The organism is Marinococcus sp. PL1-022, from assembly GCF_033845285.1.
Classification (GTDB): Bacteria; Bacillota; Bacilli; order Bacillales; family Marinococcaceae; genus Marinococcus.
On sequence record NZ_JAWXCX010000001.1, the window covers coordinates 699483 to 713406 of the forward strand.

At 48.6% G+C, this 13924-nt stretch carries 12 protein-coding genes; 11 read left to right on the forward strand and 1 reads right to left on the reverse strand.

Features of this window, described 5'->3' with window-relative positions; all coding sequences use genetic code 11:
• The first annotated feature begins 85 nt into the window (after nucleotides 1–85).
• The 11 genes from SIC45_RS03550 (at nucleotide 86) to uvrC (ending at nucleotide 13416) form a co-directional block, all read left to right on the forward strand.
• Nucleotides 86–853 carry an RNA methyltransferase gene (locus SIC45_RS03550; RefSeq protein WP_319631090.1) on the forward strand — a complete coding sequence of 256 codons (768 nt, stop codon included), beginning with the start codon at nucleotides 86–88 and terminating at the stop codon, nucleotides 851–853.
• Nucleotides 854–1175: 322 nt separating this feature from the next.
• Nucleotides 1176–2210 (forward strand): phenylalanine--tRNA ligase subunit alpha, encoded by a 1035-nt coding sequence (gene pheS, locus SIC45_RS03555; protein WP_319631091.1) that lies wholly within the window; start codon nucleotides 1176–1178, stop codon nucleotides 2208–2210.
• A 15-nt stretch (nucleotides 2211–2225) separates the two neighbouring features.
• Complete coding sequence (pheT, locus tag SIC45_RS03560; protein ID WP_319631092.1) at nucleotides 2226–4649, forward strand: phenylalanine--tRNA ligase subunit beta; 2424 nt, start codon at nucleotides 2226–2228, stop codon at nucleotides 4647–4649.
• Nucleotides 4650–4767: 118 nt separating this feature from the next.
• Nucleotides 4768–5019: a cell division protein ZapA gene (gene zapA, locus SIC45_RS03565; RefSeq protein WP_298783518.1), complete on the forward strand. Its 252-nt coding sequence runs from the start codon at nucleotides 4768–4770 to the stop codon at nucleotides 5017–5019.
• 5 nt (nucleotides 5020–5024) lie between these two features.
• A complete protein-coding gene (locus tag SIC45_RS03570; protein WP_319631093.1) occupies nucleotides 5025–5597 on the forward strand; it encodes a CvpA family protein in 573 nt (190 codons plus the stop codon).
• Nucleotides 5598–5734: 137 nt separating this feature from the next.
• Entirely contained in the window at nucleotides 5735–7450 is a 1716-nt protein-coding gene (gene polX / locus SIC45_RS03575; RefSeq protein WP_319631094.1) for a DNA polymerase/3'-5' exonuclease PolX, read from the forward strand.
• 23 nt (nucleotides 7451–7473) lie between these two features.
• Nucleotides 7474–9831, forward strand: coding sequence for an endonuclease MutS2 (locus tag SIC45_RS03580; RefSeq protein WP_319631095.1), 2358 nt, complete (start codon nucleotides 7474–7476; stop codon nucleotides 9829–9831).
• Between the two features lie 26 nt (nucleotides 9832–9857).
• Nucleotides 9858–10256 (forward strand): DUF350 domain-containing protein, encoded by a 399-nt coding sequence (locus SIC45_RS03585; RefSeq protein ID WP_298784475.1) that lies wholly within the window; start codon nucleotides 9858–9860, stop codon nucleotides 10254–10256.
• A gap of 251 nt (nucleotides 10257–10507) precedes the next feature.
• Entirely contained in the window at nucleotides 10508–11098 is a 591-nt protein-coding gene (locus tag SIC45_RS03590; RefSeq protein WP_319631096.1) for a TetR/AcrR family transcriptional regulator, read from the forward strand.
• 112 nt (nucleotides 11099–11210) lie between these two features.
• Complete coding sequence (gene trxA / locus SIC45_RS03595; RefSeq protein ID WP_022793132.1) at nucleotides 11211–11525, forward strand: thioredoxin; 315 nt, start codon at nucleotides 11211–11213, stop codon at nucleotides 11523–11525.
• A gap of 103 nt (nucleotides 11526–11628) precedes the next feature.
• Nucleotides 11629–13416 carry an excinuclease ABC subunit UvrC gene (gene uvrC, locus SIC45_RS03600; RefSeq protein ID WP_319631097.1) on the forward strand — a complete coding sequence of 596 codons (1788 nt, stop codon included), beginning with the start codon at nucleotides 11629–11631 and terminating at the stop codon, nucleotides 13414–13416.
• A 54-nt stretch (nucleotides 13417–13470) separates the two neighbouring features.
• On the opposite strand, the gene SIC45_RS03605 is transcribed toward uvrC, so the two are convergent.
• Nucleotides 13471–13851 (reverse strand): DUF2507 domain-containing protein, encoded by a 381-nt coding sequence (locus tag SIC45_RS03605; RefSeq protein ID WP_319631098.1) that lies wholly within the window; start codon nucleotides 13849–13851, stop codon nucleotides 13471–13473.
• Nucleotides 13852–13924: the final 73 nt, after the last annotated feature.

Genomic DNA, 13924 nt, shown 5'->3' on the forward strand with positions numbered 1-13924 from the left:
CAATGGATGGAAGGGCTGTTTATTTTCTTTCTGTGCCGGGCCAAAATGTGCTACGATGAGAGAAAATACTGAGGGAGACAGTGAAGTGAAGCGGATAGAATCGACAAAAAACCCGAAAGTAAAAGAGATAAAGAAACTTCATAAACGTAAGGAACGGGAAAGAGCAGGGCTTTTTTTAATTGAGGGAGACCATGCGCTGACAGAAGCTGTGCGTTCGCAGGCCTGGATTGAAGAAATTTTTATCGAAGAGCATAAAGAATGGCCGCAGGTTTTTAATGAAATACCAACACCGGCGACAGAAGTCACAGAAAGCGTGATGAAAGAAATCAGTTCGACGGAAACACCGAAAAATATCGTAGCCGTATGCAGAATTCCTGAATTTTCTAATGTGAGAAGCGGTGGATATTCTTTTTTTGTGCTTGTCGACAGCATACAGGACCCGGGTAACCTGGGAACGATTATCCGGACGGTGGATGCGCTTGGAAAGGGCGTGGTCGTTCTCGGCACAGGCACAGTGGATGCATACAACGAAAAGGTTGTAAGGGCGACGCAGGGCTCGTTGTTTCATGTACCGGTTCTGCAGGAGGATCTGGGCGAGTGGCTGGAATGGCTGCAGGAAACGGACATTCCGTGCTTTGGGACCTCACTGGAAGAAGGAACGTCGTATTCGGCGCTTGAGCCGCAGCCTTACTTCGCGTTGATTATTGGCAATGAAGGAGCCGGTGTACAAAAGAAATGGCTCGAGCGGACCGACCAAAACCTGTACATTCCGATTCCGGGACAGGCAGAATCACTAAATGCGGCTGTCTCTGCCGGTATCCTCCTGTATCATTTGAAGCAGACAGATTGGTGATGGTTGCAATCGGGCCGGGCTTTTTCTATAATAATGCATGTTGAAACATATAAACACAAATGCGCAGATGAAGAGTAGTAGCATTGCTTCCTGCTGGACAGGGAAAAGGTATCGCTGACTGAAAATACCTTACAGTAAGGATTTGTGAATTCGCTTCGGAGCAGCCGCTGGAGTATTCCCTGTGGAAGAAAAGCGTGCCGGAACCTGTCGTTACAGGAAAGTGAGCTGTGCACTGCAGCTAACAAGGGTGGTACCGCGAGCCTTCGTCCCTTTCAGGGAGAGGGCTCTTTTTATTTGGCATAAAAATGGAGGGAATCAGGATATGATAGAACGCTTGGAGGAGCTGCAGCAGGAAGCGCTGCAGCAGATTGAAGAAGCTGGCGATACAAAAGAATTGGAGCAGGTGAGAGTAAAATACTTAGGGAAGAAAGGCCCGATTACGGAAGTGCTCCGGGGGATGGGGCAGCTGTCCAAGGAGGAGCGCCCCGTTGTTGGCCAAAAAGGAAACGAAGTACGTGAAGCCATTCAGGAGCGTCTGGAGAAAAAGACGAAAATGCTTGCCGATGAAGCATTAAAGGAAAAGCTTAATAAAGAGACGCTGGATGTAACACTTCCGGGACGTAAAGTTCAGCGCGGGGCGAAGCACCCGCTGACGAGCGTGGTGGAGGAGATTGAAGATATCTTTATCGGCATGGGATTCGAAGTGACTGAAGGACCGGAGGTCGAAACCGATTATTATAACTTTGAGGCGATGAATCTGCCAAAGGACCATCCGGCCCGGGATATGCAGGATTCTTTTTATGTCAGCAGTGATCTGCTGCTGCGTACGCAGACGTCGCCGGTGCAGGCCCGCTCGATGGAACGCCACCACGGCGAAGGACCGGTAAAAATTATCTGCCCGGGCAAGGTCTACCGCCGGGATGACGATGATGCTACTCACTCCCATCAGTTTATGCAAATCGAAGGGCTGATGGTTGATGAAAATATCCGGATGAGTGATTTAAAAGGGGTACTCGAAACATTTGTGAAAAAATACTTCGGAGAGGAAAGAGAAATCCGCCTCCGCCCGAGCTACTTTCCGTTTACCGAGCCGTCTGCAGAGCTTGATGTTTCGTGCGGCATCTGCGCCGGGGAAGGCTGCCGCATCTGCAAGCATACCGGGTGGATTGAAGTACTCGGGTGCGGAATGGTGCATCCACGCGTGCTGGAAATGAGCGGCTTTGATCCGGATGTCTACAGCGGCTTTGCCTTTGGAATGGGAGTGGAGCGCTTCTCCCTCCTGAAATACGGCATTGACGATATCCGGCATTTTTACACGAACGATATGCGCTTTTTAAAACAATTCACTCGAGTATAGAAGGAGAATGCAGACATGTTGATCTCATATAAGTGGCTGAAAGATTATGTAGATATTGAAGATATTACTCCCGAAGAAATCGCTGACCGTCTGACTACGGGAGGCGTGGAGGTAGACGCCCTGTACCGGCGTGCCGAGCCGATTGAGGGTTGTGTCGTCGGATACGTTACCGGAGCCGAAAAGCATCCGGATGCGGATAATTTAAACATCTGCCAGGTGGATCAGGGAGCAGAAACTGTGCAGATTATCTGCGGAGCTGACAACGTGGCAGCCGGACAGAAGGTCGTAGTGGCAAAGCCGGGCACCGTGCTGCCCGGGGGCATGGAAATTAAAGCAACGGAAATACGCGGCGAGGAATCCAACGGTATGATTTGCTCTCTCCAGGAGCTCGGTGTGGAAGCTAAACTGGTTCCTAAACACGTGGCTGAAGGTATTTTCGTCTTTGATGAGGAGCCGGAAACGGGATCGGATGCGGTAAAAGCTCTTGGCTGGGACGACACGGTAATGGATCTCGACATTACGCCAAACCGTGCCGACTGTCTCAACATCCTCGGCGTCGCCTATGAAGTAGCGGCCCAGCTGGACCGGACCGTTCAGCTCCCCGTAACTTCGGTACAGGAAAGCGAAAAGCCTGCCTCGGCAGCGGTCAATGTGAAAATCGAAAACGGGGAGGATACTCCTTATTACGGAGCAAGAGTCGCTGAAAATATTCAGGTGAAGCCGTCTCCGTATTGGATGCAGAACCGTTTGATGGCTGCAGGCATCCGGCCAATCAGCAACGTCGTAGACATTACCAACTATGTGCTGCTTGAATACGGGCAGCCGCTGCATGCGTTTGATTTTGACGCCTTCGGCTCTGACCAGGTGCTTGTGCGAAGAGCGTTTGAAGACGAAGAAATACAGACGCTCGACGGCAATAAGCACCACCTTTCGACAGAGCATCTGGTTGTAACCAACGGCACAAAGCCGACAGCTCTCGCAGGAGTGATGGGCGGAGAGCACTCGGAGGTCAACGATCAGACAACAAATATTCTGCTTGAAGCAGCTCTGTTTCATCCGTCCCTGATCCGCCAGGCGTCCAAGGATACGCGGATACGAAGCGACGCAAGCGTCCGGTACGAGCGGGGGCTCGACACAGAAAGAGTGGAGCAGGCAGCGGACCGGGCGGCCCACTTGTTCGCCAAATATGCGGGTGCCTCTGTGCTTCAGGGCATCGAGCAGGAGGACCACCGGGAGCCAGGCGGCAGATGGGTGCGGGTAAGCGACCGCCGTATCAACCAGCTGCTTGGAATGGAGCTCAGCGGTTCAGAGATGGTGCGTATTCTCGAACGTCTCGGCTTTCAGACTGCTGACAAGGAAACGAGCAGTATCGAAGTGTACATTCCAAGCCGCCGTCCGGATATTCATATTGAAGAGGATGTGGCAGAAGAAATCGCGCGGATGCATGGCTATCAGGATATTCCGAGTACGCTGCCTAAAGGGGCTACGACCGCCGGAAGCCTGACCGCCGAGCAGAAAAGAAAGCGGACAGTACGCCGCTTTTTAGAAAGTGCCGGGCTGAGTGAAGCTGTCACCTATTCCCTGACGACCGTCAGCTCAGCGTCACGTTTCACGCTTTACCCGGAAAAGTATACGATGGAAGTATCCATGCCGATGAGCGAGGACCGCAGAGTACTGCGACAGAGCCTGATTCCGCAGCTTCTTGAAGGAGTCAGCTATAACCGCAACCGTCAGACGAAGGATATCGCCCTGTTTGAAATGGGCTCGGTGTTTCTTTCCGAAGAAGCGAATGCTGCTGTGCAGCCGGAAGAACGCATTATGCTTGCTGCAGTAGTAAGCGGCAGATGGGAAAGCCATCTGTGGCAGGGGGAAACGAAAAATGCAGACTTTTATGTGATGAAAGGAATTGCTGAAGGCATTCTTGAGGAGCTGCACGTAGAAAGCCGTGCTTCGTTTGCTTTGGCAGAGCGCAGTGATATGCACCCTGGCCGTACCGCAGATATACTGCTCGACGGAGAGACAGTGGGATATGTCGGCCAGATTCATCCAACGACGGCGGGTGACTGGGATATAGCTGAAACGTATGCCCTGCAGGTTGATTTAACCTCCCTGCTTCAGGCGGTGGAAACGCCGGTTCGTTACCACACACTGCCGCGGTTCCCTTCCACTACCCGTGATATCGCGATCGTAGTGGACGAAAATGTGCCTGCAGCTGAAGTGAAAGAGGTTATTGAGTCCGCGGGTGGAAGCACGCTGTACAGCACCTCCCTGTTTGACGTTTATCAGGGCGAGAATCTGACGCCCGGCAAAAAATCCCTGGCGTTCACCCTGGTGTATCTGGATCCGGAAAGAACATTAACGGATGAAGAGGTCAGCTCCGCACACGACCAGGTGCTTCGCATGCTTGAAGAAAAAACTGGGGCAGAGCTCAGGCAGTAAAACAGCTGCCGGGCATCTTCCGGTTTAATAAAGGGCCTGTACAGGGAAAGATATTCAGAGCCTTTTTATTCTGTTACTATTAAGGTAAAGGCACATTCAAGAACAGGGGGCGGAAGACGTGGCTGATGATCAAAGTAAAAAACGCACTACGGTTACAATATACGGCCAGCAGTACACGATTGTCGGTGATGAACAACCCTCGCATATTAATCAGGTCGCCAATTATTTAGATAAAAGAATGAAAGAGTATAAAGCATACAATCCTTATTTGGATACGACCCGCCTGGCGGTATTGACAGCTTTAAACGTAGTGGATGATTATATCAAACTCAAAGAAGAAGTAAACAAGGACAGAGATTCTGAAGGATAATGGCTATGGAAATAGTAATAAACGTTCTGCTTGTTGTGATTTTAATCGGAAGCTTTTTTACAGGGCTTCAAAGAGGCTTTGTTCATCAATTGCTTCGCCTGGTCAGTCTGGTGGCAGCGTTTATTGTTGCGTTTTTATTCTATGAAGAAGTGGCACAGTTTTTAGAACAATGGATCCCCTACCCATTCGGCCAGCAGACAGAAGGGACCTTTCTTGCTGCTTTTGATACCCGCAGCTTGTTTTATTATTCGATTGCCTTTCTTCTTTTATTTATCGCCGCCCGCATCATCGCCGGCTTTTTAACCGGAGCAGCAGGCGGCATCGCCAGGCTGCCGGTGCTTAGAACGATCAATTACTGGCTTGGCGGTGTGCTTGGGGTGCTGGAGGCGTACGTGATTTTATTCGTTGTGCTGGCTGCAGCTATGCTGATGCCGTTTCCGGCTCTTGAGCCGGTAGTAAACAATTCGGCAGTCGCCAGTTTTATATTACATGAAACCCCATGGCTTTCCGGCTGGTACGAGCAAATCATGCCGGCAGACCCCGGGAGCATGGACGGCCCAATAGAGAATGAAGGCTGACTTCCCTGCGTTTCACAGGGGAGTCTGTTTTTATGTCTTCACTCCGGCGGCGTGGGCTTAGACAGAATTATTAACTCCCGTTATACTCAAAAAAGAATGCCTAACATGATTAAAGCTGACATGTGGAGGAGAGTAGCATGAATAAAAAAGATCTTATTGGCCATTTGGAAACAATCGCTGTATATATGGAAATTAAGGGTGAGAACCCATTTAAAATTTCTGCCTACCGTAAAGCGGCTCAGGCGCTTGAATATGATGAGCGTTCATTGAGTGAAATTGATGATGCAGGCAGCTTAAAGGGCATCGGAAAAGGAACAGCGGCTTTGATAAAGGAATGGCGGGACAATAACGGGGAAACAGAACTGATGCAGACGCTGACAGAAGAAGTGCCGGAGGGATTGATCCCGCTGCTGAAGCTTCCCGGACTCGGCGGAAAAAAAGTGTCGAAGCTCTATCAGGAGCTGGACATAACGGACCGGGACTCGCTTGAACAGGCCTGTTTAACCCATGAGGTACAAAATCTCGAAGGCTTTGGGGCTAAAACCGAGCAGAAAATACTCGAAGCACTCGCGGAAGAAGGCAAGCGTCCGGAACGGCTGCCAATTGCCTATATGCTGGAAATGGCCGAAAAGCTGGAAGCGTCCCTGGAAGCTGTGAAAGGGGTGCGTCGGTATGCACGGGCGGGCAGCCTGCGCCGGGTGGAAGAGTCGGTGAAGGACCTGGATTATATTATGAGTGTGGAAGATGCCGAAAATGTCCGTAAGCAGCTGGTGGAAATGCCCGAAGTAACGAAGGTTATTAACGATGGTACTAGCAAGGTCAGCGTTGAAATTAAAGGGGAATATAACGTTCAAGTAGATATTCGCCTAGTGGAGGAAGAAGATTTTGCGAGCACCCTGCACCATTTCACCGGCTCGAAAGACCATAATGTACAAATGCGCCAGCTGGCAAAGGAACGAAATGAAAAATTAAGTGAATACGGCATTGAAGACCAGCATGGACACAAAACAACGTTTCAGAATGAAGCCGAATTTTACGACCACTTTAACCTGCACTTTATTCCTCCCGAAGCACGCCTGGGCAGAGATGAAACGGATAAATTCCGTCAGTCGTATCCATATATCGAAAAGAAACACATCCGCGGCGACCTTCACATGCACACGACGTGGAGCGATGGCTCTCTTTCCATCCGCGAGATGGTGGAGGAAGTGAAGAAGCACGGCTATGAATGGCTGGCTCTTACGGATCATTCCAAATACCTCCGCATTGCCCATGGACTGGATGAAGAAAGAATCCGCAGGCAGATAGAAGAGATACAAAAAATCAGAGAAGAAGAAAAAGATATTAAACTATTTGCCGGTATTGAAATGGATATCCGGCCGGACGGAATGCTTGATATTGAGGATGAAGTTCTTGAAGAGCTCGATGTCGTCATTGCTTCCATCCATTCCTCCTTCTCCCAGACGGAAAAAGAAATTATGAACCGGATGGAGCAGGCTCTGGAGCATCCGGAAGTGAACGTTATCGCCCATCCAACGGGAAGACTTTTAGGACGTCGGGGCGGATACAAAGTAGATGTAGACCGGCTGATGAAGCGGGCGGGCGAAACGAACACGGCTCTGGAGCTGAATGCCAATCCCAATCGCCTTGATCTTTCGGCCGACTGGCTGAGAAAAGCTGCTGAGCATAATGTCTGTATTGCAATCAACACGGACGCCCATAATCCCGGCATGCTTAATCACATGGATGTGGGCATATCCATTGCCAAAAAAGCACTTCTGCAGCCGGAACAGGTCATAAACACGATGACAGCGGAGCAGCTGAAAGAATGGCTGAAGCGTAAGAAACAATAGAACAATCAAAGAGGTGAGCATTGTTGAATGATAGAACACTCCGTGTGCTGGAATACGAAAAAATGAAAGAGCAGCTGCAGGCTCATGCCGGCTCCACTCTTGCCAAAGAACGGATTGAACAGCTGCAGCCATACCGGGAGCTCGCAGAAGCGAAGGAAGCACAAAACTTTACCGCAGAAGCGGCTAAAGTCATTCGGCTTCGGGGCCAGGCGCCACTCGGCGGCATCCGTCAGATCCATGCCCACGTGCGCCGCGCACAAATCGGCGGCATGCTGAACGCCGGCGAGCTTACAGAGGTTTCGGACACATTATACGCGGGCCGCCGGATACGGTCATTTATTCTGGACATGACAGAGGAAACGGTCGATCTTCCGCTGCTTGAGGGGCTGGTACGGCAGATAGTTGCGCTTCCGGAGATTGAAAAGCAAATCCGTGATTGTATAGATGAAAACGGGGCGGTTCTCGACAGCGCAAGCTCCGCCCTGCGCGGACTCCGGCAGCAGATGAGAAGCCTCGAATCGTCGGTGCGTTCAAAGCTTGAACAGTATACCAGGTCGCCGGACCAGCAAAAACGCCTGTCCGATTCCATCGTAACGATACGTAATGACCGGTATGTGCTGCCAGTGAAGCAGGAATACCGTTCGTCCTTTGGCGGCATTGTCCACGACCAGTCTTCAACAGGGGCTACTCTGTTCATTGAGCCGCAGGCGGTGGTTTCGATGAACAACGAACTGAGGGAGGCAAGGCTGAAAGAACAGCGGGAAATTGAGCGTATTCTACAGGAGCTGTCTTCGTACATTGCTGAAGACGGGGAAGAGATTCTGGTAAATATGAATACGCTGACCGAGCTTGATTTCACGTTTGCCAAGGCCTACTATGCAAGAGACCAGAAAGCGGTGCAGCCCGAGCTGAATAATGAAGGGAGATTCCGGTTCATGGAGGCGCGGCATCCGCTCATTGACCCGGAAGAAATGGTGCCGCTTGACCTGGAGCTTGGAGAAGAATTTGGTACGCTTGTCATTACCGGGCCCAACACTGGCGGTAAAACCGTGACTCTTAAAACAGCCGGTCTGCTGACGCTCATGGCCCAGTCAGGGCTGTTTGTTCTCGCAGAAGAAGAAGCAGAGGCCGCTGTGTTTTCGAAGGTGTTTGCCGATATCGGGGATGAACAGTCGATTGAGCAGAGCTTAAGTACGTTTTCTTCCCACATGACGAATATTGTAGATATTGTCAAGCAGGTGGACAATGAGTCATTCGTGCTTTTCGATGAAATTGGTGCCGGGACTGACCCGGAAGAGGGCTCAGCTCTTGCGGTCAGTATTCTGGACTATGTTCAGGACGCCGGGGGCAGGTTAATCGCGACGACCCACTACAGTGAACTAAAGGGATATGCGTATAACCGCGAAGGCGTCATGAATGCAAGCGTCGAGTTTGATGTGGAAACATTGAGGCCAACCTACCGGCTGCTCGTAGGCGTGCCGGGCCGAAGCAACGCGTTTGCTATTTCAAGACAGATTGGCCTGCCGGATTCTATTATCTCCAATGCGGAAAAAGAAATGAGCACAGATACAAAGCAGGTCGAAACGATGATTGCTTCTCTGGATGAACAAAGAAAAGAAACAGAATCGGCATGGCAGGAGGCAGATGAACTGCGGCAGGAAGCATCCAGACTCTGGCAGGAATTGAACACTGCCTGGAATGAAGTGCTGCAAAAACGGGATCAGATTATTGCAAACGCGGAAGGGAAAGCAAAAAGCGAAGTCGATAAGGCTAAAGCCCAGGCCGAAGAAATTATTGCCGAACTAAAGGAGATGCAGAAGGAAGGCGCGGAAATTAAAGAACACCGCCTGATCGAAGCCCGCAGACAGATGGAACAGGCAGCGCCAGCGATGACTAAAAAGCAGAAACAGGTGAAACAAAAAGCCCAGAAGGAACGTACCTTTGAAGTGGGAGATGAAGTGAAGGTGCTTCGCTTCGGGCAGCGGGGACACATTGTTGAAAAGGTAAATGACAAGGAATTTCAGGTGCAGCTCGGTATCATGAAAATGACAGCGAAGCCTGAAGAAATGGAAAAGCTTAAATCAGAGCCCGCCAAAGAACCGAAGCGTCAGACAGCTACGACTTCTACAGCGGCACCGGCGAAGCCTGAACTGGACCTGCGCGGTGAAAGGTACGAAGATGCCGTACAGCGTCTTGAAAAATACCTCGATGAAGTGGTGCTCGCCGGTTACCGGGAAGTCCATATCATCCATGGAAAAGGCACCGGGGCTCTTCGCAAGGGTGTGAAAGAATATTTAAAAAATCATCCCAGCGTAAAATCCACCAGGGATGGCGGAATGAATGAAGGCGGCATCGGTAACACGGTGGCAGAACTTAAGTAAGCGGAGGGGTGCACGTGGATGTGTGGATGAATAATGCTTTTATAAATACAGCCGGCAACTTCAGCGTTGCTGTACTCTCCCTGGTAATTTTTCTATGGATATTTGAAATTATTACTCCTTACCGCAACTGGGAGGAAATCAAGAAAGGAAATATCGCTGTCGCTCTGGCGACCGGGGGGAAACTGTTTGGGGTTTCCAACATTCTTCATTATTCCATCATGCATAACGACGGCATTCTGTTTATGCTTTTATGGGGTTTTTATGGCTTTGTATTATTGATTTTAAGCTATTTAATTTTTGAATTTCTTACTCCTATGTTTAAGGTGGATGAAGAAATCAGCAGGGATAACCGTGCAGTGGGAATCATTTCTTTTATTATCTCGGTGGGTGTTTCTTTTGTGATAGGTGCCGGAATTATCAATTAAATAGAAAAAAATGTAATATGAATTCCACAAATAGTTAATTAATTAGGACTATGTATGTGTATTATAGTTGACATCCCTTTACAGATTATGTACATTTATAACTAACTAAAATACTGTGCCAGTATTACCCAAACGAAATGAAGCGCCTTACTCTGTTACGAGAGTGAGGCGCTTTTAAAGGCATTATTCAGGCGGGGTGAAACAGAAACCGGCATAATAGTTGGTTTTGTTTGAAAGGGTGGCAGATACGTATGGGGAAAAATCAAAACAGGAAGCATGCACAGATTATCGAGGCGGGGATTAAGGTAATTGCTGAACATGGTTATCATCAGGCGAAGGTGTCGGATATTGCCAAAGAGGCAAAGGTAGCAGACGGAACGATTTATTTGTATTTTAATAATAAAGAGCATATATTAATCTCCATTTTTGAGGAAAAAATGCAGGAGTTCATGCAGAAGCTGGAAATAATAATGCAAAAGGATATTTCTGTGAAAAAGCAGCTGTTTGAAATGGTCCAGCTGCAGCTTGAATTTATGGAAGGCCGGCCAGAGCTTGCTACACTTGCCCACTTTGAGCTTTTGCAGACGAAGGGCGAGATTCATGACAATATGCAGCGCATACTGGCTCCGTTTTTTCAGGCGGTGATCAATATTGTGAACAGGGGAAAAGACGAACAGGTCTTTCCCTCATCACTTTCTACAGAAATCGGCAGAATCTGCTTTGTCGGCATACTCAATGAAGCGATCACCACGTGGGTGATGGAAAATGGAAGCTATTCATTGGCAGCACAGGGACCGGTGCTTGCAGAAATAGTTTATCAGGCGCTGCAGACGGAAATATAAATCAGGCGGGGCCTTTGAAAAAGTTTAAGCTAAACGTTAGCCAGTAAGGCGCGGGAATGCTATAATAACGAAGAATAAATGCAAAGATAGAGATATAAAGGAGGAACCATTCATGGCTATTGTCAATGTATCGGACCAAAACTTTGCAGGTGAAACGTCCGACGGAGTAGTGCTTGCGGACTTTTGGGCACCATGGTGCGGACCTTGTAAAATGATCGCTCCAGTACTCGAAGAAATCGATACAGAAATGGGCGAACAGATTAAAATTGCTAAATTAGATGTTGATGAAAATCAGGAAACAGCCGGAAAATACGGTGTAATGAGTATTCCAACACTAATGATCTTTAAAGACGGCGAAGTTGTCGAGCAGGTAGTCGGCTTTCAGCCTAAAGAACAACTGGTGGAGCTTTTGAACAAACATTTGTAAAAACACGAAACTGCTGGTCCCTGGGCCGGCAGTTTTTTGTTTCTTCTTCATAAAAAAAGGAAGGAAACACCATAGATATTACACGCCAAGAGGGGTTGGGCACATGACTCAATTAAAAGAAAAGCTGGCGATTCTTCCGGATCAGCCTGGCTGCTATTTAATGAAAAACAAACACGGCACCGTTATATATGTAGGCAAGGCAAAGGTGTTGAAAAATCGGGTGAGATCCTATTTCACGGGGTCGCACGACGGAAAAACCCAGCGGCTCGTAATGGAAATTACCGATTTTGAATATATTATGACCTCTTCCAATCTGGAAGCATTAATCCTTGAAATGAATTTGATTAAAAAGTATGAGCCAAAATATAACGTGCTTCTTAAAGATGACAAGTCCTACCCGTATATTAAAATTACTAACGAAGAGCATCCCCGTCTGATTATTACGAGAAAGATAAAAAAGGACGGCGGTAAATACTTTGGCCCGTATCCGAACGCTGGTGCAGCAAACGAAACAAAAAAGCTGCTCGATCAATTGTATCCGCTGCGTAAATGCCGCACGATGCCCGACCGGGTTTGTTTATACTACCATATTGGCCAGTGTCTGGCCCCCTGCGAATTTACGGTGACGAGAGACCAGTACGACGACATGATTCAGCAGATTGCACGGTTTTTAAACAACGGGCACCACGAAATACGGGCGGAGCTTCAGACCAAAATGGAAACAGCTTCGGAACAGCTTGAATTTGAACGAGCCAAAGAGCTGAGGGATCAAATACAGCATATTGATTCCGTCATGGAAAAGCAGAAAATGTCTGTGAAGGATCAGGCGAACCGCGATGTGTTTGCGTACAGCTATGACAAAGGCTGGATGTGCGTGCAGGTATTTTTTGTAAGACAAGGAAAATTGATTGAAAGGGACGTTTCTCTTTTTCCAATGTATCAGGAGCCTGAGGAGGACTTTTTTACCTTCCTGGGCCAGTTCTATATGCAGGAACAGCACATGAAGCCGTCAGAAATATTTATTCCGGACTCGGTGGATGCCTCCATGGCGGAACAGTTTGTAAACGTGCGGGTTCAGCAGCCAAAGCGCGGCCAGAAAAGAGAACTGCTTGATTTGGCGGAGAAAAACGCCCGGCAGGCGCTCAGCGATCGCTTTGCATTGATTGAACGGGATGAAGAACGGACGGTAAAAGCGGTGGAGCAGCTTGGTGAAGCGATGGGTATTGATACACCATACCGCATGGAGGCTTTTGACAACTCGAATATCCAGGGGACGGACCCTGTTGCGGCAATGGTTACATTTGTAGATGGCAAGCCGTGGAAAAAAGGGTATAGAAAATATAAGGTCAGAGACGTACAGGGGCCGGACGACTATGCGTCTATGCGGGAGGTTGTGCGAAGAAGATATATCCGCCTGTTAAAGGACGAAGCGGCGCTGCCGGATCTGATTCTTATTGATGGCGGAAAGGGCCAGTTAAGTGCGGCCGTCAGCGTTATTGAGGATGAGCTTGGTTTAAATATTCCGGTAGCGGGACTTGCTAAAGACGATAAGCACCGCACCTCGGAGCTCCTTATGGGAGAAGAGGCCGTCAGAGTACCTCTCGAACGGCACAGCTCTGCTTTTTACCTTCTGCAGCGTGTTCAGGATGAGGTGCACCGTTTTGCAATTACTTTTCACCGTCAGACACGCGGAAAAACAATGTTTTCTTCTCTCCTGGACGATATTAACGGGATTGGACAGAAGCGCAAGCAGATGCTTCTAAAGCATTTTGGATCTGTGAAAAAAATGAAGGAGGCCTCCTTTGAGGATTTTAAACAGCTTTCTCTCCCGGATGATGTTATTACGGAGCTGATGAAAAAGCTGGAGGAGGATTCCACACTTTCGAAATAATAAACGTTCGCTGATGCATATCAGCGAACGTTTTGCTATATGGTGTGATGTGGGTTACTCCCATTTAATATGCATAGTCGTGGATTTTTTCTTTTCTTCTATGTAGGTTTCCGCGTACGTATCCTTCATCTGTGACCACTGCTCTGCCAGAAAGCCGCCTTCTAAAGCTTTTGTGAACGAATTTTCCCTTTCATAAACGGACAGCTCAGCAATGACGTCTTTTTTTCTTTCTTTTTTCCAGAGGAGCTCTCCCCAGCCGGCATCATGGAAAAAATCAGCCACCTCACCAGGAGAGCTGCATGGATAGCGGCGGGCAAGCTGTTTTCCGACCCAGTATAATATCGCATGCTCGTCAGAGCCTAAAATATCAGGAAGAACATTTTTCCTCAGTAATTCATACCCGAAGGCAGCTGGTTTATTTGTTTCTTCTTCCATTTCCATCACCACTTTCTACATCTGATATTATACATGCTGGAGTTGGAAATCTCTATAGATTCCCAAAATCATA